At 71.5% G+C, this 18,948-nt stretch carries 16 protein-coding genes; 14 read left to right on the top strand and 2 right to left on the bottom strand.

Going from position 1 to position 18,948, the window contains the following annotated elements; genetic code table 11:
* The 6 genes from ACFT32_RS05310 (at position 1) to ACFT32_RS05285 (ending at position 8,693) form a co-directional block, all read left to right on the top strand.
* Complete coding sequence (locus tag ACFT32_RS05310) at positions 1-894, top strand: carbohydrate ABC transporter permease (protein ID WP_382486038.1); 894 nt, start codon at positions 1-3, stop codon at positions 892-894.
* Positions 891-1,796, top strand: coding sequence for a carbohydrate ABC transporter permease (locus tag ACFT32_RS05305; protein ID WP_382486036.1), 906 nt, complete (start codon positions 891-893; stop codon positions 1,794-1,796). Before ACFT32_RS05310 ends, ACFT32_RS05305 begins: the two co-directional genes overlap by 4 nt.
* 38 nt (positions 1,797-1,834) lie before the next feature.
* Complete coding sequence (locus ACFT32_RS05300) at positions 1,835-3,079, top strand: glycosyl hydrolase (RefSeq protein ID WP_382487046.1); 1,245 nt, start codon at positions 1,835-1,837, stop codon at positions 3,077-3,079.
* The gene (locus ACFT32_RS05295) at positions 3,076-5,088 is read left to right on the top strand and encodes an endo-beta-N-acetylglucosaminidase (protein ID WP_382486034.1); all 2,013 of its coding nucleotides are present in this window, start codon (positions 3,076-3,078) and stop codon (positions 5,086-5,088) included. Before ACFT32_RS05300 ends, ACFT32_RS05295 begins: the two co-directional genes overlap by 4 nt.
* Positions 5,089-5,112: 24 nt before the next feature.
* Positions 5,113-8,127, top strand: coding sequence for an alpha-mannosidase (locus tag ACFT32_RS05290; protein WP_382486032.1), 3,015 nt, complete (start codon positions 5,113-5,115; stop codon positions 8,125-8,127).
* A gap of 92 nt (positions 8,128-8,219) precedes the next feature.
* Entirely contained in the window at positions 8,220-8,693 is a 474-nt protein-coding gene (locus tag ACFT32_RS05285) for a carboxymuconolactone decarboxylase family protein (RefSeq protein ID WP_382486030.1), read from the top strand.
* A gap of 44 nt (positions 8,694-8,737) precedes the next feature.
* Here ACFT32_RS05285 and ACFT32_RS05280 read toward each other — a convergent pair whose 3' ends face one another.
* Positions 8,738-9,442: a FadR/GntR family transcriptional regulator gene (locus ACFT32_RS05280; protein ID WP_382486028.1), complete on the bottom strand. Its 705-nt coding sequence runs from the start codon at positions 9,440-9,442 to the stop codon at positions 8,738-8,740.
* 166 nt (positions 9,443-9,608) lie between these two features.
* Between ACFT32_RS05280 and ACFT32_RS05275 the strand changes: the two genes are divergently transcribed.
* Genes ACFT32_RS05275 through ACFT32_RS05240 form a run of 8 tightly spaced genes read left to right on the top strand, consistent with a single transcriptional unit; the run spans position 9,609 to position 17,478 of the window.
* A complete protein-coding gene (locus ACFT32_RS05275) occupies positions 9,609-10,682 on the top strand; it encodes a sugar ABC transporter substrate-binding protein (protein ID WP_382486026.1) in 1,074 nt (357 codons plus the stop codon).
* On the top strand, positions 10,679-12,169 hold the full coding sequence (locus tag ACFT32_RS05270; RefSeq protein ID WP_382486022.1) for a sugar ABC transporter ATP-binding protein: 1,491 nt from the start codon (positions 10,679-10,681) through the stop codon (positions 12,167-12,169). Before ACFT32_RS05275 ends, ACFT32_RS05270 begins: the two co-directional genes overlap by 4 nt.
* Positions 12,162-13,190, top strand: coding sequence for an ABC transporter permease (locus ACFT32_RS05265; RefSeq protein WP_382486020.1), 1,029 nt, complete (start codon positions 12,162-12,164; stop codon positions 13,188-13,190). Before ACFT32_RS05270 ends, ACFT32_RS05265 begins: the two co-directional genes overlap by 8 nt.
* A gap of 32 nt (positions 13,191-13,222) precedes the next feature.
* Positions 13,223-14,566, top strand: coding sequence for an L-fuconate dehydratase (locus ACFT32_RS05260; RefSeq protein ID WP_382486018.1), 1,344 nt, complete (start codon positions 13,223-13,225; stop codon positions 14,564-14,566).
* A complete protein-coding gene (locus ACFT32_RS05255) occupies positions 14,563-15,318 on the top strand; it encodes an SDR family NAD(P)-dependent oxidoreductase (RefSeq protein WP_382486016.1) in 756 nt (251 codons plus the stop codon). The genes ACFT32_RS05260 and ACFT32_RS05255 overlap by 4 nt, the downstream gene beginning before the upstream one ends.
* Positions 15,315-16,337, top strand: a complete 1,023-nt coding sequence (locus tag ACFT32_RS05250; RefSeq protein ID WP_382486014.1) for an aldo/keto reductase — start codon at positions 15,315-15,317, stop codon at positions 16,335-16,337. Before ACFT32_RS05255 ends, ACFT32_RS05250 begins: the two co-directional genes overlap by 4 nt.
* Positions 16,334-16,648 carry an L-rhamnose mutarotase gene (locus ACFT32_RS05245; protein ID WP_382486013.1) on the top strand — a complete coding sequence of 105 codons (315 nt, stop codon included), beginning with the start codon at positions 16,334-16,336 and terminating at the stop codon, positions 16,646-16,648. The genes ACFT32_RS05250 and ACFT32_RS05245 overlap by 4 nt, the downstream gene beginning before the upstream one ends.
* The gene (locus tag ACFT32_RS05240; RefSeq protein WP_382486011.1) at positions 16,645-17,478 is read left to right on the top strand and encodes an amidohydrolase family protein; all 834 of its coding nucleotides are present in this window, start codon (positions 16,645-16,647) and stop codon (positions 17,476-17,478) included. Before ACFT32_RS05245 ends, ACFT32_RS05240 begins: the two co-directional genes overlap by 4 nt.
* On the opposite strand, the gene ACFT32_RS05235 is transcribed toward ACFT32_RS05240, so the two are convergent.
* Positions 17,466-18,887 carry a lipase maturation factor family protein gene (locus tag ACFT32_RS05235; RefSeq protein ID WP_382486009.1) on the bottom strand — a complete coding sequence of 474 codons (1,422 nt, stop codon included), beginning with the start codon at positions 18,885-18,887 and terminating at the stop codon, positions 17,466-17,468. The two genes, ACFT32_RS05240 and ACFT32_RS05235, sit on opposite strands and share 13 nt — an antisense overlap.
* Positions 18,888-18,948 lie beyond the last annotated feature (61 nt).

Genomic DNA, 18,948 nt, shown 5'->3' with positions numbered 1-18,948 from the left:
ATGGCTCTCTCCGGCATCTCCCGGGTGCGGCGCCAACTGCCCACCAGCCCCTGGCTGTTCGCCGCACCCGGGCTGCTCATCACCGGCGTATTCGTCCTGTACCCGTTCGTCTCCACGCTGGTCAACGCCTTCACCGACCGCCGCACACTGATCCCCGGGCGGTTCGTGGGGCTCGCCAACTTCCGGGAACTGCTCCAGGACGACATGTTCTGGACCGGCCTGCGCAACAGCACGCTCTACGTCCTCGGGGTCGTGCCCCCGCTCGTCGTCCTGCCGCTGCTGCTCGCCCTGCTTGTGCAGAAGAACATCCCCGGCATCACCTTCTTCCGGTCCGCCTTCTACACCCCGGTCGTCGCGTCGATCGTCGTGGTCGGGCTCATCTGGGTGTGGCTGCTGGACGACCGCGGACTGGTCAACGCGCTGCTGGAGACGGTCGGCGCCGGCCGGGTCGGCTTCCTCAGTGACCAGTGGCTGCTCCTGCTGAGCGCCATGGCCGTCACGGTGTGGAAGGGCCTCGGCTACTACATGATCATCTATCTGGCGGCGCTCGGGAACGTGCCGCGCGAGCTGCACGAGGCCGCAGCCGTCGACGGGGCGGGCGCGGTGCGCCGTTTCATGACCGTCACCGTGCCCGCCGTCCGCTCCACCATGGTGCTGGTCGGAGCGCTCTCCTCGGTCGCCGCGTTCAAGGTGTTCTCCGAGGTGTACCTGCTGGCGGGCCCGAGCGGCGGACCGGCGGGCGAGGACACCACCCTCGTCATGCTCGTCCAGCGCACCGGCACCGGACTGACCGGCCGCGTCGGCTACGCCTCCGCGATCTCCGTCGTCGTCTTCGCCGTCACCGTCGCCCTGATGCTGCTGGTGCTGCGCGCCGACCGGAAGGAGGACTCATGAGTGTCCTCGAGAAGACGCGGGCTCCCGAGAAGCCGGCTGCGGCCCGCGAGCCCCGGATCACCGACGAGCACGGCCGCCGCGTCCGGGTGTGGGAACTCGCCCTGCGCTACGTCCTGCTGCTCGCCGTGCTGGCGCTGACCATCGGCCCGTTCCTGTGGCAGCTGTCCACCTCGCTCAAGGGCCCCACCGAGGACATCTACAGCTCCCCGCCGACGTTCCTGCCGGGCGATCCGACCCTGCACAACTACGAGCGGGTCGCCGACACCATCCCCGTCTGGGACTACGCCCTCAACTCCCTGAAGGTCGCCACCGCCAACGTCGTCACCAACTGCGTCGGCGCGGCCCTCGCCGGCTACGCCCTGGCCCGGCTGCGCTACCGGGGCCGCCGGGTCGCCACCCTGGCCTTCATCCTGGCGATGCTCGTGCCCGTCGAGGGCATCATCATCGCCCAGTTCACCACCATGCGGGAGCTCGGCCTCAACAACACCCTGATCGGCGTGGTCCTGCCGGGCTGCGTCGGCGCGATGAACGTCCTGCTGATGCGCAACGCCTTCCTCAACCTGCCCTATGAGATCGAGGAGGCGGCCTTCGTCGACGGCGCCAACGTCTGGCAGCGGTTCCTGCGCATCGCCCTGCCGTCGGTGAAGGGCACCCTCGCGGTCGTCGCGATCTTCGCCTTCATGGGGGCCTGGGACGACTTCCTGTGGCCGCTCATCGTGCTGAGCGACCCGTCCAAGTTCACGCTGACCATCGGCCTCAACTATCTGCACGGCACCTTCGCCAACGACGAGCGCCTCGTCGCCGCGGGCACGATCATCGCCGTCGCGCCGCTGATCGCCCTCTTCGCCTGTCTCCAGCGGTACTTCTTCCGCGGCGTGGGCGAGGGCGCGGTGAAGGGCTGAACCTCCCACCGAACGCAAGGACCCCCATGCCTCCTGCCGTGCGCTTCGGCGTCAACTACACCCCCAGCGAGGGGTGGTTCCACCACTGGCTCGACTTCGACCTCGACTCCGTCCGCGCAGACCTGGACTCGATCGCCGCGCTGGGCCTGGACCACATCCGGGTCTTCCCGCTGTGGCCGTACTTCCAGCCCAACCGCACGCTGATCCGGCCCCGGGCCGTAGAACAGCTCGTCGCGCTGGCCGACGCCGCCGGCGAACGCGGCCTCGACGTCAACGTGGACGGCCTCCAGGGCCACCTGAGCAGCTTCGACTTCCTGCCCGCCTGGACCCGGACCTGGCACCGGCGCAACCTCTTCACCGACCCGGACGTCCTCGACGGCCAGGAGAACCTCCTGCGCACCCTCGCCGCCGCCCTCGCCGACCGGCCCAACTTCATCGGAATGACCCTCGGCAACGAGGTCAACCAGTTCTCGTCCGGGCCCCATCCGGACCCCGACCGGGCCACCTCCGACGAGATCGGCACCTGGCTCGCGCGCATGCTAGCCGCCTGCGAGGAGGGCGCCCCGGGCCGGCTGCACCTGCACGCCGAGTACGACGCCACCTGGTACCAGGACGACCAGCCCTTCACCCCGGGCCAGGCCGCCCGGCACGGCGCCGTCACGGCCGTGCACTCCTGGGTCTTCAACGGCACCGCCCAGCGCCACGGCCCTACCTCCGTCCCCGCCGAGCACCATGCCGCCTACCTCGTGGAGCTGAGCAAGGCCTGGGCCGACGACCCCCACCGGCCGGTCTGGCTCCAGGAGGTCGGCGCGCCCGCGCCCCTGGTCCCGGCCGAGCACGCCGCCGCCTTCACCGAGGCCACCGTGGCGAACGCCCTGGACTGTCCCGGCCTGTGGGGCATCACCTGGTGGTGCTCCCACGACGTGTCCCGCGACCTCGCCGACTTCCCGGAACTGGAGTACGGACTCGGCCTGCTGACCAACGACCGCAAGCCCAAGGACATGGCCCGGGTATTGGAACGGGCGGCGCGGGAACCGTCGCAGGCGCCCCCGGCCCGTACGACGGCGCTGGTCGTCCCCGCCGACCCTGCCGTCCGCTCGCTCTGCGCCCCCGGCGGTCCCGTCTTTGACGCCTTCTTCCGGCTGGTCGCCGACGGCGCCCGCCCCACCACCGTCCTCGATGTGCGCGCCGCCGACCAGGAACACCTGGGCGCGCGCGGCATCACCGAGGTCGTCACTCCCGACCAGGTACTTCCCCACCCACCAGGAGGCACCCGCTCGTGACACCCACCAGACGCACCGTCCTGCTCGCCGGCGCCGCGGCCGCCCTCTTCCCCTCGGTACCGGCCGCGGCAGCCCCGAAAGCCGCCGCGACCCAGCCCTACGCGTCCTACTGGTATCCGGACTCCCTCCCCTCGGGCACCCCGGGCCCCGGTATCACCTGGCGGGGCCTGAAGTCCTGGCGTGCCGAGACCGACCCGGACCTCGCCTGCAACGCCGCGTCCGTGCCCTTGGCCGCCCGCTTCACCCCGGCCCCCGCCAACCCGACCGCCCGCGCCGGCCAGGCCCGTATCCAGTCCCTGGTCTCCTTCGGGCCGACGGCGAGCAATCCCTCCCAGGGCTCGGCCACCGCCGACTACTACGCCCTCACCCACTGGGCCTACATCGACGAGCTGGTGTTCTGGGGCGGCTCTTCGGGCGAGGGGCTGATCCTCGCCCCGAACGCGCCGATCGTCGACGCCGCCCACCGGCACGGCGTGCCCGTCCTCGGCAACGTCTTCCTGCCGCCCGTCGCCTACGGCGGACAACTGCGCTGGACCCGCGATCTGGTGCAGAAGGACGCCGCCCGGCGCCATCCGCTCGCCGCGCGGCTGGTCGCGGTCGCCGAGGCGTACGGCTTCGACGGATGGTTCGTCAACTCCGAGACCGGGGGAGGGGACGCCGCGCTCGGCCGGGACATGCTGAGCTTCGTACGGGAGCTGAAGTCACTCGCGGAGGCCAAGGGGCAGCGGGTCACCTGGTACGACGCGATGACCGTGAACGGCACGGTGAGCTGGCAGGGCGCGCTGAACGCGCGGAACGAGGCGTTCTTCCGGACCTCCGACGACATGTTCGTCGACTTCCGCTGGTCGGCGGGCACTCTGGTCTCCTCGGGGCAGCGAGCGGAGCAACTCGGCCGCAGCCGCTACGAGTTGTGGGCGGGCGTCGACGTCGAGGCGAACGGCTGGAACTCCTCCGTGCGGTGGGACGCGATCGTGCCGGCGAACCAGACGCACATCGCGTCGGTCGGCCTCTACCGGCCCGAGTGGACGCGCAACCACCTGCCCTCCGACCAGCGGGGCCCGGCCGCCTTCCACGCCGCCGACGACCGGTTCTGGACCGGCCGCTCCCTCGACCCGTCCCGGCCCGACGGCACGGACGGATGGCGTGCGCCCGCCGTGTCCGTCGCCGACCGCTCCACGGTCATGTCCGTTCCGTTCGCGAGCGTGTTCAACACCGGGCACGGGCTGCGGTGGTACGAGGACGGCGAGGTGACATCGGACGCGCCCTGGAACCACCTCGGCCTCCAGGACCGGCTGCCGTCCCGACGCTGGGTCGTGCACACAGACGGCCGCCGCCCGGCCGTGACCTTCGACTTCGAGGACGCCTGGCGGGGCGGAAGCAGTGTGCTGGTCGACGGCGAACTCGACGAACCCGCCGTCCTGGATCTGTACGCCACCCGGCTGCCGCTCACCGCCGACACGGTCGTCGAACTGACCCACCGGACCGACTCCGGGCGCGTGAACGTCGAACTGGCGGTCGCCACCGCCGATCCGGACACGCCGGGGGCGACACCGCCGTACACCTACTTCCCCGTCGAATCGGCCGGCACCTGGCAGACCTCGGCCGTACGCCTCACCGGCCTGACCGGCACCGCGCACGCGATCGGTGTGCGGATCACACCGGCGGACGGTGGCGGCCCGGTCCGATGGCGGATCGGTGGAATCGCCGTCCGCACCGCGTCCCAGGCCACCCCGGCCGCTCCCACGGGGCTGCGCGTGAGCGCCGCGTCCGGTGGAGACCTGCGCTTCGCCTGGAACCCGGAACCGGATTCCACCGACGTACGCCACTACACCCTGCACCGCCTCCTCCCCGACGGCACCCGCCGCTTTCTCGGCGGCACCTGCCAGCGCGCGTTCTTCGTCGCCGGCCTGAAGCCCGAACAGGGCGAGCGGGCCGCACGGTTCGAAGCGCGTGCCGTGGGGGAGCTCTACACCTCGTCGGCACCCTCGCCCCTGACCCACCCCTGGTAACCACCCCTCTAGGGAGCACTCCGCATGCATGACGACCGCAGCCTGGTCGAAGCCCGCCTCAAGCGCGTACTCGACGAGCGCGTCCGCCCCGCCGTGTACCCCGAGTCCGTGCCGCTGGAGGTGGCGGTGTGGCACGCGCCCGGCGAACCCGTTCCGGTCGCCGAGGGACTCGCGGCCGAGCCCGAGGCCATCGAGGCGGGCGCCCGGTGGGGTGCTCCCTGGGGCACCAGCTGGTTCCGCGTCACCGGAACCGTCCCCGAGGCGTGGGCCGGGAAGACCGTCGAGGCGATCCTCGACCTGGGCTTCGACGAGAACATGCCCGGTTTCCAGTGCGAGGGCCTGGTCTACCGGCCCGACGGCACCCCGGTGAAGGGCCTCAACCCGCGCAACCAGTGGGTGCGCGTCGGCGCCCCCGTCGAGGGCGGTGAGCAGGTGCGTCTGCACATCGAGGCCGCCTCCAACCCCGTCATCCTCGACTATCACCCCTTCCTGCCGACGCGGCTCGGCGACAAGGAGACCGCCGGAACCGAGCCGCAGTACACCCTGACCCGCATGGACCTCGCCGTCCTCGACGAGACCGTATGGCAGCTCGTGATCGACCTGGAGGTGCTCGGCGAGCTGATGGCCGAGCTGCCGGTGGAGTCGGCCCGTCGCTGGGAGATCCTCCGGGCGGTCGACACGGCACTCGACGCCCTCGACCTCCAGGACATCGGCGGCACGGCGGAACGGGCCCGGTCCCGGCTCACAGAGGTGCTCGCCACGCCCGCCGCTCCCTCCGCCCACCGCATCAGCGCCGTCGGTCACGCCCACATCGACTCGGCGTGGCTGTGGCCGCTGCGCGAGACCGTGCGCAAGGTGGCCCGGACGACCTCCAACATGACCGCGCTGCTCGACGACGAGCCGGAGTTCGTCTTCGCCATGTCGCAGGCACAGCAGTGGGCGTGGGTGCGTGACCACCGGCCCGAGGTGTGGGCCCGGGTGAAGAAGGCCGTGGCCGACGGGCGGTTCGTGCCGGCCGGCGGCATGTGGGTGGAGTCGGACACCAACATGCCGGGCTCGGAGGCGATGGCCCGGCAGTTCGTGCACGGCAAGCGGTTCTTCCTCGACGAGTTCGGCATCGAGAACGACGAGGCCTGGCTGCCCGACACCTTCGGCTTCGCCGCCGGACTGCCGCAGATCATCAAGGCGGCGGGCTCCAAGTACCTGCTGACACAGAAGATCAGCTGGTCACAGACGAACAAGTTCCCGCACCACACGTTCCGGTGGGAGGGCATCGACGGCACGCGGATCTTCACGCACTTCCCGCCCGTCGACACCTACAACTGCTCCATGAAGGGCGGCGAGATCGCCCACGCGGCCCGCAACTTCAAGGACAAGGGCGTCGCCCGCCACTCCCTCGCCCCCACCGGCTGGGGCGACGGAGGCGGCGGCACCACCCGCGAGATGGTCGCCAAGGCGGCCCGCCTGCGCGACCTCGAAGGCTCGGCGACGGTGACCTGGGAGACCCCGCAGGCCTTCTTCGAGAAGGCCGCCGCCGAGTGTCCCGAACCGCCGGTGTGGGTCGGCGAGCTCTATCTCGAACTCCACCGCGCCACCCTCACCAGCCAGGCCAAGACCAAGCAGGGCAACCGCCGCAGCGAGCACCTGCTGAGGGAGGCCGAACTGTGGGCGGCCACGGCGGCCGTACGCACCGGGTTCCCCTACCCCTACGAGGACCTGGACCGCATCTGGAAGACGGTGCTGCTGCACCAGTTCCACGACATCCTGCCCGGCTCGTCCATCGCCTGGGTGCACCGGGAGGCCCGGCGGACGTACGAGAGGGTGGCCGAGGAGCTGACCGGGATCATCGACTCGGCGCAGCGGGCACTCGCGGGGGAGGGGACGCGGAACCTCGTGTTCAACTCGGCACCCCACAGCCGCGCCGGGATCCCTGCCGGTGGTGCCGGTGCCGAGCTTCTGCCCAGCCCTGCGGAGCTGTCCCCACGGGCCGAGGGTGGGTTCGTCCTGGGGAACGGCCTGCTCCGGGTCGAGATCGACGCCCGGGGGCTCGTTGTGTCCGTGTACGACATCGAGGCCGATCGCGAGACCGTCGCCCCGGGCCGGGCCGCCAATCTCCTCCAGCTCCACCCCGACTTCCCGAACATGTGGGACGCCTGGGACGTCGACGAGTTCTACCGCAACACTGTCACCGACCTCACCGACGCGGACGAGGTCGTCCCGGACGGGGACGGTGTGCGGATCGTACGGACCTTCGGCGCCTCCCGTGTCACCCAACTGCTGTCACTGGCGCCGGGGGAGCGGCGGCTGACGGTGGACACGGAGGTCGACTGGCACGAGACGGAGAAGTTCCTCAAGCTCGCCTTCCCGCTCGACGTGCATGCCGAACGGTACGCGTCCGAGACCCAGTTCGGGCACTTCCACCGGCCCACCCACACCAACACCTCTTGGGAGGCCGCCAAGTTCGAGGCGTGCAACCACCGCTTCGTCCACCTGGAGGAACCCGGCTGGGGTGTCGCGCTCGTCAACGACTCGACGTACGGCCACGATGTGACCCGTACGGTCCGTACCGACGGCGACCACGGCACGACCACCACCGTCCGCGTCTCCCTGCTGCGTGCCCCGCGATTCCCCGACCCCGAGACCGACCAGGGCGTCCACCGCTTCCGGCACGCGCTCGTGCCGGGCGCGGGCATCGCCGACGCGGTGCGCGAGGGCTGGCGGATCAACGTGCCGGAGCGGCGGCTCACCGGTGCCGGGGAGGTGGCGCCGCTGGTGACGGCCGACCGGGACGCGGTGGTCGTCACGGCGGTGAAGCTCGCCGACGACGGCAGCGGGGACGTCGTCGTCCGGTTCCACGAGGCCTTCGGCGGCCGGACACGCGCCACGCTCACGGCCGGGTTCGAGGTCGCGGACGTCTCGGTCACGGACCTGCTGGAACGGACGCTGGCCGATGCGACGGCCCCGGAGGTCCGGGACGGGCGGATCGCGGTGCGGCTGCGCCCGTTCGAGCTGATGACGCTTCGGCTGCGACGCGGATAGTCGGTGACGCGGGTCACAACTGTCGATGTCACATCGCGGTGAGCCGCTGACTCATAGGGGTGTACGCAACGACAACGACAGAGGAGCCCGCCATGAGTGCACGTCTGGACGTCTTCGCCATCCCGAGCGCGAGCAAGGCCGTCAAGCAGTTCTACTCCTTGGGGCAGACGATCGTGGCATCACCGCTGCCGGCCGCGACACGGGAGCTGGTCTCGCTGCGCGTCAGCCAGATCAACGGGTGCGCGGTCTGCATCGACATGCACACCAAGGAGGCCGCCACGGCCGGCGAGACCTCCGTACGACTCCACCTGGTCGCGGCCTGGCGGGAGGCCACGGTGTTCACCGAGGCCGAGCGGGCCGCGCTGGAGCTGGCGGAGCAGGGGACCCGCGTCGCGGACGGGGCGGGCGGTGTTCCTGACGCGGTCTGGGAGCGGGCCGCCAAGCACTACGACGAGGACCAGCTCGCCGCCCTCGTCACCCTGATCGCCTTCATGAACACCGCGAACCGGCTGAACGTCATGCTCGAGCAGCCGGCGGGCGACTACCAGCCCGGCCAGTTCAAGTAGCGGCACCGCCCCGGGCCCTGGGCCGGTCCCGAACGGGACACCGCCTAGGGCCCGAGCTGTGCCCGCAGCCACTCCTCCACCTCGCCCACATGCGCGGCCGCCGCCGCGCGGGCCGCCTCCGGGTCGTGGGCGGCCAGGGCGCGGTGGATCGCGGCGTGTTCGCGGCGGGTGCGTTCGAAGGCGCCCTCCTCCTGGTAGCCGCGCCAGACGCGGGCCCGGAACGTCCGCGAGGACAGGCCCTCCAGGATCGCGGCCATGGTCTCGTTGCCCGCCGCCGCCGCGATCTCCCGGTGGAAGGCCAGGTCGTGGGCGAGGATCTCCTCCGGATCGTCCGTGGCGTTCATCGCCGCCAGGTGCTTCTCGACCTCGGCCAGCCCCTCGTCGGTGATCCGCGCGGCGGCCAGTGCGGTCGCCGTCGACTCCAGGATCCGCCGGATCTCCAGCAGCTCCACCAGACGCGGACCGCGCGACAGGTCCGCCACGACGCCGAAGGTCTCCAGCAGGTCGCCGGCCTCCAGCTGGGTGACGTAGATGCCCGAGCCGTGCCGGGCCTCCAGCACGCCCAGCACCGTGAGCGCGCGGATCGCCTCCCGCATCGAGCTGCGGGACATGCCGAGCTGGGCGGCCAGATCACGCTCGGTCGGCAGCCGCTGGCCCGGCTCCAGCCGGCCCTCGCCGATCATCGCCTTGATCCGCTCGATGGCGCGCTGCGTCACGGTGCCCTTCTGCGGGGCCGTCTCGTCGTCCACGCCGTTCCTCCGATCACAGGCTCCGGCGCAGTCTAACCAGCGAGGTGGTCGGACCACTATGAGCCCGGAGCGGGAAAATATGCCGTCGCAGGGTGTTCTGGCGAGGGAGTGGTCTGATAAGTATGCGGGCATCTGCTCGAACCCCGGTCGATGGGAGCCCCCTCAGATGCCCGGAAGCACAGTGCGGAAGCGGAACAGGTCCCGGACCGTCGGCGCGGTGGCGCTGGCCGCCGGTGCCTCCCTGGTGCTCGCCGCGTGCGGCAGTACCAAGGACACCGGCGCCTCCGGTACCGGCGGCGGTGACGGCAGCGGCAAGGTCGGGGTCGTCCTGCCCCTGCTGACCTCGCCGTTCTGGCAGTCGTACAACGACTACGTGCCCAGGATGGCGAAGTCCGAGGGCGTGGACGCGATGAAGACCGTCAACTCCAACAGCGACCCCTCGCAGCAGATCACCGACATCAACAACCAGCTCACCCAGGGCGTCGAGGGCCTGGTCGTCGCCCCGCTGGACAGCGCCGCGATCGAAGCGGGCCTCGACCAGGCCGAGCGCAAGGGCGTACCGGTCGTCGCCGTGGACGTGGCGCCCGACAAGGGCAAGGTCGCGATGGTGGTCCGCGCGAACAACGTGGCGTACGGCGAGAAGGCCTGCCAGTACCTCGGCGAGCACATCACCTCCGGCAAGGTCGTGCAGATCATGGGAGACCTCGCCTCGGTCAACGGCCGCGACCGCTCCGAGGCGTTCCGCGCCTGCGTGAAGAAGAACTTCCCCGAGCTCAAGGTCCTGGAGATCCCCGCCAAGTGGGAGTCCGACACGGCGGCCTCCAAACTCGACACCCTCCTCAACGCCAACCCCGACATCAAGGGCATCTACATGCAGGCGGGCGGCGTCTATCTCGCGCCCACCCTCCAGACCCTCAAGTCGAAGGGAATGCTCAAGAAGGCCGGGCAGTCGGGCCATATCGCCATCGTCTCCAACGACGGCATCCCGCAGGAGTTCGACGCGATCCGCAAGGGCGAGATCGACGCGACCGTCTCCCAGCCCGCCGACGCCTACGCCAAGTACGGCATGTACTACATCAAGGCGGCGATGCAGGGGAAGAAGTTCAAGCCCGGCCCGACCGACCACGACTCGACGATCGTGAAGCTGCCCAGCGGCATCCTGGAGGACCAGCTGCCCGCCCCGCTGGTGACCAAGGACAACGTCGACGACCCCAAGCTCTGGGGCAACACGGTCGAATGAGCAGCCCACTGGTTGAAGCGCGGGGCATCGTCAAACGGTACGGCCCCACCACCGCCCTCGCCGACGGCCGGCTCTCCGTCCTGCCGGGTGAGTCCCACGCCCTCGTCGGCCGCAACGGCGCCGGCAAGTCGACGCTGGTCAGGATCCTCACCGGCCTGGAGGCCCCCGACGAGGGCACCGTCCGCTTCGACGGCGACCCCGCGCCCCCGCTCACCGACCGGGACGCCTGGCGCCGCAAGGTCGCCTGCGTCTACCAGCACCCGACGGTCGTCCCCGAACTGACCGTCGCCGAGAACCTGTTCATCAACCGGCAGCCGCTCCGGCGCGGGTTCATCAGCTGGCGCCGTCTGAAGTCCGAGGCGGCCCGGCTCCTCGACACCTGGGACGTGCGCGTCGACCCGGAGGCCCGCACCGCCGACCTCAAGGTCGAGGACCGGCAGATGGTGGAGATCGCCCGGGCGCTGAGCTTCGGCGCCCGCTTCATCATCCTCGACGAACCCACCGCACAGCTCGACAACCGGGAGATCGAGCGGCTGTTCAGCCGTATGCGGGCCCTCCAGGACTCCGGCGTCACCTTCCTGTTCATCTCGCACCACCTCCAGGAGGTGTACGAGGTCTGCCAGACCGTCACGGTCCTGCGCGACGCCAGCTGGATCACCACGGCGCCGGTCGCCGACCTGCCCCGCCATGCCCTGGTGGAGGCCATGGCGGGGGAGACGATCGCCGACCAGGCCGAGCGGCAACGGACCCTCGGGGCCAGTGGCCCCGTCCTGCTCGACGTCAACGGCCTCACCTCGAACGCGTACGAGAACGTCGACCTCACCGTCCGGCGCGGCGAGGTCGTCGGACTCGCCGGATCGAGCGCCAGCGGCAAGATCGAGCTCGCCGAGTCGTTCACGGGCCTGCACACCCCCACGAGCGGGACGGTCCGGCTGGACGGCCAGCCGCTGCCGTTCGGCGATGTCCGCAAGGCCCTGGAGGCCGGTGTCGGCTTCGTGCCCCGCGACCGGCACGAGCAGGGTCTGGTCTTCGGCATGTCCATCGGCGACAACACCACCCTCAGCGTCCTGGACCGGCTCGGCCGCTTCGGCTTCGTCGGCACCGACCGCAGACGCGATGTCGCCACCGCGCTGATCGAACGCCTCGACATCCACGCGGCGGGTCCCGAGCAGCCCGTCTCCGATCTGTCCGGCGGCAACGCGCAAAAGGTCGTCATGGCCCGGGCCCTCGCCTCCGACCCGCGGCTCCTGGTGCTCGTCAACCCGACCGCGGGCGTCGATGTGAAGTCCAAGGAGTCCCTGCTCGCCCGGGTCGACACCGCCCGCGAGGACGGCACCGCCGTACTCGTCGTCTCCGACGAACTCGACGACCTCAGGCGCTGCGACCGGGTCCTCGTCCTCTTCCACGGCCGTGTCGTCGCCGAGCACCCGGCGGGCTGGCGCGACCACGAGCTCATCGCCTCCATCGAAGGAGTGGACCATGGCTGACACCAAGGCGGCCCCGCCGCTCGCGCCCGCGCGAGCCACCGACCCGCGCGCCGCCAAGGCAGTCCTGCTCCGCCGGGCCCGCGAACTCGCCCTCGCCCCCGCCCTGTTGCTGCTCCTGGTGCTCGGCACCGTCGTCAACGACTCGTTCCTCACCGAGCGCAACATCGTCTCGATCCTCGGCGCCTCCGCCGCCCTCGCGATGGTCGTGCTCGCCGAGTCGCTCGTCCTGATCACCGGCAAGTTCGACCTGTCCCTGGAATCGGTCGTCGGTATCGCGCCCGCCGTGGGCGCGCTGCTCGTGCTGCCCGCGGCCCAGTCCGGCTGGGGCACCGAACTCCCCGCCGCGATCGCCCTGTTGGCGATCCTCGTCGCGGGTGCGGCGGTCGGCGCCTTCAACGGCATCCTGGTCGTGAAGTTCAAGCTCAACGCGTTCATCGTGACACTGGCGATGCTGATCGTGCTGCGCGGACTGCTGGTCGGCGCGACCAAGGGCAAGACCCTGTTCGGGATGCCCGACAGCTTCTACTCGCTGGCGACCACCACCTTCCTCAGCGTCCCGCTGTCCGTGTGGCTCGCCGCGATCGCCTTCGCGGCCGCCGGCCTTGTGCTGAAGTACCACCGGGTCGGGCGCGCCCTGTACGCCATCGGCGGCAACGCGGACGCGGCCCGGGCGGCGGGCATCCGGGTGGAGCGCGTCATGCTCGGCGTGTTCGTCGTCGCGGGCGTCCTCGCCGCGGTCGGCGGCATCATGCAGACCGGCTACGTCGGCGCGATCAGCGCCAACCAGGGCCAGAACATGATCTTCACGGTGTTCGCGGCCGCGGTGATCGGCGGCATCGCCCTCGACGGCGGCAAGGGCACCATGTTCGGCGCCCTGACCGGCGTACTCCTTCTGGGTGTCGTCCAGAACCTGCTCACCCTCGCGCAGGTGCCGTCGTTCTGGATCCAGGCCATCTACGGCGGGATCATCCTGGTCGCCCTCATGATCGCCCGGGTCACCACCGGCCGGGCCCAGGACTGACGCCCCCGCCCCCTGCAACCGAAAGGCCCTCCGTGTCCCCGACGCCCGCCCGCATCATCGCGGTCGACACCCACGACATCCGCTTCCCCACCTCGCGCGAGCTCGACGGCTCCGACGCGATGAACCCGGACCCCGACTACTCGGCGGCCTACGTCGTCCTGCGCACGGACGCGGCCGACGGGCACGAGGGGCACGGGTTCGCCTTCACCATCGGGCGGGGCAACGAGGTGCAGGTCGCCGCGATCGACGCGCTGCGCGGACACCTGATCGGCCGCTCGGCCGACGACCTGTGCGCCGACCCGTCCACCCTGAACCGCGACCTGATCGGCGACAGCCAGCTGCGCTGGCTCGGGCCCGAGAAGGGCGTGATGCACATGGCGATCGGCGCGGTCGTCAACGCCGTGTGGGACCTGGCCGCCAAGCGCGCCGGCCTTCCGCTGTGGCGGCTGCTCGCCGAGGCCGAGCCCGCGTGGCTGGTGCGCCAGATCGACTTCCGCTACCTCACCGACGCCCTCACCCCCGAGGAGGCCCTGACCCTGCTGAGCCGGGGCCGGCAGGGTGCCGAGGAGCGCACGGCCCGCCTGCTGGAGCGCGGCTACCCCGCCTACACCACCTCACCCGGCTGGCTCGGCTACGACGACGAGAAGCTCACCCGGCTCGCGGCCCGGGCCGTCGCCGACGGCTTCCGGCAGATCAAGCTGAAGGTCGGCGCCGACCTCGAGGACGACATCCGCCGCTGCCGCGTCGCCCGTTCCGTCATCGGCCCGGACATCCGCATGGCCGTCGACGCCAACCAGCGCTGGGACGTCGACGAGGCGATCCGCTGGACGAAGGCCCTCGCCGAGTTCGACCCGTACTGGATCGAGGAGCCCACCAGCCCGGACGACATCCTCGGCCACGCGGCGGTCCGCCGGGCCGTCGCCCCCGTGAAGGTCGCCACCGGCGAGCACGTGCACAACCGGATCGTCTTCAAGCAGCTCCTCCAGGCCGGTGCGCTCGACGTCGTCCAGATCGACGCGGCCCGCGTCGGCGGCGTCCCCGAGAACCTCGCGATCCTGCTGCTCGCGGCAAAGTTCGGCGTGCCGGTCTGCCCGCACGCGGGCGGTGTCGGCCTGTGCGAACTGGTCCAGCACCTGTCGATGTTCGACTACGTGGCCCTGTCCGGCACCACCGAGGACCGCGTCATCGAATACGTCGACCATCTGCACGACCACTTCCTCGACCCGGTGGTGATCCGCCAGGCTCACTACACGGCACCCACCGCGCCGGGCTTCTCGGCCGCCATGCGGCCCGAGTCACTGGCGCGATTCACCTACCCCGGCGGCGAGTTCTGGGCCGCCGACCTCGACGAGCGGAAGAAGGGTCAGGCCGTATGAGCGACTTCGAGGGCATCACAGCCCTGGTGACGGGCGGCGCCTCCGGCATCGGCCGGGCCACCGCCGACCTCCTGGCCGAGCGCGGCGCCCGGGTCGCCGTCCTCGACCTGGACCCGTCGCCGGTCGACAAGCCGCTGCTCGCCTACCGCGCGGACGTCACCGACGACGCGTCCGTGCGCCGGGCCGTGGCGGCCGCGGTCGCCGACCTCGGCGGGCTGGACGTCCTGGTCAACAACGCGGGCATCGGCGCCCAGGGCACCGTCGAGGACAACCCCGACGACGAATGGCACCGCGTCCTGGACGTCAACGTCGTCGGCATGGTCCGCACCGCCCGCGCCTGTCTGCCCCATCTGCGCGCCTCCGCGCACGCCGCGATCGTCAACACCTGCTCCATCGCCGCCACCGCGGGCCTGCCGCAGCGCGCTCTGTACAGCGCCACCAAGGGCGCCGTGTACTCCCTCACCCTCGCCATGGCCGCCGACCACGTCCGCGAGGGCATCCGCGTCAACTGCGTCAACCCGGGCACCGTCGACACACCCTGGGTCGGCCGCCTCCTCGACGCCGCGCCCGAACCGGCCGCCGAACGCGCCGCCTTGGAGGCCCGCCAGCCCACCGGCCGCCTGGTCTCCGCGGCCGAGGTCGCGGGCGCCATCGCCTACCTGGCCGGCCCCCTCTCCGGCGCCACCACGGGCACCGCCCTCGCCGTCGACGGCGGCATGCAGGGCCTGCGGCTGCGCCCGGCGGCCCGGTGAACCGGCTCGGCGGCAGCGGCGTCCAGGTCAGCGCCCTGTCCTTCGGCGCCGCCGCGATCGCCAACCTCTACTCCGAAGTCGGCGAGGCACAGGCACACGACGCCGTGGAGGCCGCCTGGCAGCGGGGCATCCGCTACTTCGACACCGCCCCGCACTACGGCCTCGGCCTCTCCGAACGCCGCCTCGGCGCCGCCCTGCGGGACCGCCCCCGAGACCAGTACACGATCTCCACCAAAGTGGGCCGCCGCCTGGAGCCCTCCGACGGCACCGGCGACGACCTGGCCCACGGGTTCGCCGTGCCCGCCACCCACCGCCGCGTATGGGACTTCAGCGCCGACGGCGTACGGCGCACCCTGGAGGCCAGCCTGGAACGGCTCGGCCTCGACCGCGTCGACGTCGTCTACCTCCACGACCCCGACGAGCACGCCGAAGAGGCCTTCCGGGAGGGCTACCCCGCCCTGGAGAAGCTCCGCGGCGAGGGCGTGGTCGGCGCGATCGGCGCCGGCATGAACCAGGCCGAGATGCTCACCCGCTTCGTCCGCAACACCGACGTCGACGTGGTGCTCTGCGCCGGCCGCTACACCCTGCTCGACCAGAGCGCCCTCACCGGCCTGCTGCCCGCGGCCCACGAACGCGGCACATCCGTCGTCATCGGCGGCGCCTTCAACTCCGGCCTGCTGGCGAACCCGCGGCCGGGCGCCACGTACAACTACACCGTCGCCCCCTCCGAGCTGGTCGAGCGTGCCCTGCGGCTGAAGTCCGTCGCCGACCGCCACGGCACCACGCTGCGCGCCGCCGCCCTGGCCTTCTGCGCCGCCCACCCGGCCGTCGCCAGCGTCCTCGTCGGGGCCCGCTCGGCACACGAGGTCCGCGACTGCGCCCACCAGTTCGCTGCGGGCGTGCCCGCCGGGTTCTGGCAGGACCTGCGCGCGGGAGGCCTGCTGCCCGCCGACGCCCCCGTCCCGGCCGAGGAGCCGTCCGGGAAGACGTCCGGGGCCTCGCCCGAGGAGCCGTCATGAGAGTCGCCCTGCACACCAAGGTCCGCGCCGACCGCGTCGCCGCGTACGAGGCAGCCCACCGCGAGGTCCCGGAGGAACTCACCGACGCCATCCGGGCCGCCGGCGCCACCTCCTGGACGATCTGGCGCAGCGGCACCGACCTGTTCCACGTCCTGGAGTGCGAGGACTACGCCCGTCTCCTCGCCGAGCTGGAGAAGCTCCCGGTCAACGTCGCCTGGCAGGCCCGCATGGCCGAGCTGCTGGACGTGGTGCACGACTACTCCGGCGACGGCGCCGACGCCGGCCTGCCGGTCGTCTGGGAGCTGCCGTGACTGTCGTCGACGCCCACCACCATGTGTGGGACCTGTCCGTACGCGACCAGGACTGGATCACCGGCCCCGAACTCGCGCCACTGCGCCGGGACTTCACCATGAAGGACCTCGAACCCGAGGCGAGAGCGGCCGGAGTGGAGCGCACGGTCCTCGTCCAGACGATCACCGTGCCCGAGGAGACCCCGGAGTTCCTGGCCCTTGCCGAGGAGCACGACCTGATCGCGGGCGTCGTCGGCTGGACCGACCTCACCCGCCCCGACGTCGCGGAGGAACTGTCCCGGCTGCGGGAACTCCCCGGCGGCCGCCACCTGAAGGGCATCCGCCACCAGGTCCAGGGCGAACCCGACCCGGAATGGCTGCTGCGCCCGGACGTACGCCGGGGACTGGCCGCCGTCGCCGACGCCGGGCTGGTCTACGACCTCGTGGTCCTGCCCCACCAGCTCCCGGCCTGCGCGCGGGCCGCCGCGGACCTGCCCGGCCTCACCCTCGTCCTCGACCACCTGGGCAAACCGCCCATCGCCTCCGGCGGCCTCGAACCCTGGGCATCCGGCCTGCGCACCCTCGCCGCCCGGCCCAACACGGTCGCCAAGCTGTCCGGCCTGGTCACCGAGGCCGATCTCGCCTCCTGGACCGTCGAGGACCTGCGCCCCTACGCCGACGTGGCCCTGGAGGCCTTCGGGCCGGAGCGTCTGATGTACGGCTCGGACTGGCCTGTGTGCACGCTCGCCACCTCGTACGGCACCACCCTCGACCTCGTACGCCGCCTGACCCCGGAGGACGATCACGAGCAGATCCTCGCGACCACCGCCACCCGCGTCTACGGCCTCTGAGCCGTCTCCGCCAGCCGCGTCGGCGGCAGGTACTCCCGTACGTACGTCCGCTCCCAGCACGCGCCCGTCTCCCGCAGCTCGCGCCATGTCGTGTAGCGGTAGCGGAACAGGCGGGCCCGCACGTACCGCGGGGGCTCGTCCGGCGGGAACGGCGAGCGGCGCAGCAGCTTCAGCGTGGCCCGGTCGTTCTCCAGCAGCCGCTCCATCAGCGTGCCGAACCAGGAGCCGGCGTAGGCGGGGGAGAGTGCCGCGAACCACATCATCCAGTCCAGCCGCAGATGGTACGGCGCGAACTGGCGCGGCCAGCGCCGCGGATCGCCCGGCTTGCCCTTGAACTCGTACTCCCGCCAGTCCGAGTCCTCGCGCGGCACGTCGTCCGCGGTGCCCTCGACCACCACCTCGTAGCGGACCCGGCTCACACTGCCGAACGCCCCATAGGTGTTGACCAGATGGACCGGGTCGAAGGACCGGTTCATCACCTGGCGGCGGGAGAGCATGTTGCGGACCGGCTGGTAGCTGAGGCCCACGACCAGCGCCGCCACCGCCAGCACCACGACCACGTACCAGAGCCGGGCACCGGGCACGTCCGGCGGGTCGGCCGGGAACCGTACCGCCGACAGGGCCAGCACGATCGTGATCCAGTTCAGCCAGGAGAAGTTGCCCGACAGCACCAGCCACAGCTGGGTGACGATCATCAGCGCGGCGGCGGCCGTCGCGACCGGCTGCGGGGTGAACAGCAGGAACGGCACCACGAGTTGGGTGACATGGTTCGCGGCCACCTCGACCCGGTGCACGGGTTTGGGCAGATGGTGGAAGAACCAGCTCAGCGGGCCCGGCATGGGCTGGGTCTCGTGATGGTGGTCCAGGCACGTCAGCTTCCGCCAGCACTCGTCGCCGCGCATCTTGATGAGCCCCGCGCCGAACTCCACCCGGAACAGGATCCACCGCAGCAGGAACAGCACGACGACCGGCGGCGCCACCTCGTCGTTGCCGAGGAACACGGCGAGGAAGCCGACCTCCAGCAGCAGCGACTCCCAGCCGAACGAGTACCAGGTCTGCCCGACGTTCACGATCGACAGGTACAGCACCCACGGCACCAGCCACAGCAGCATGCCGCCCCACAGCGGCAGCAGCGAGTCGAGCCCGGCCAGCAGCGCCGCCGACACCGCGCAGCCCGCCCAGGCGCAGAGCGCGAAGAAGCGGTCCGAGTAGTACAGCTGGAACAGGCTCGGCGCCCGCTTGAACGGCACCCGCTCGACGAACCCCGGCACCGGCAGCATGCCGCGCTGCCCGATCAGCGCCCGGAACTGCAGAGCCGCCGTCAGGAACGCGACCAGATACACGGCGGCCAGCGCCCGCTGGAAGACCAGCCGGCTCAGCCAGTAGTCGGATGCGGTGAACCAGTCCACGGCCGTGCGCTCCTCCCGATGCCGAGCCGGACCCCAGTGTCACGCTCCGTACGGCGCCGCT

The sequence above is a fragment of the Streptomyces sp. NPDC057002 genome (assembly GCF_042673825.1).
In the GTDB taxonomy this organism is placed as follows: domain Bacteria; phylum Actinomycetota; class Actinomycetes; order Streptomycetales; family Streptomycetaceae; genus Streptomyces.
The sequence above is the reverse complement of the archived record's forward strand: the minus strand, read 5'-3'. Positions and strand labels throughout refer to the sequence as shown.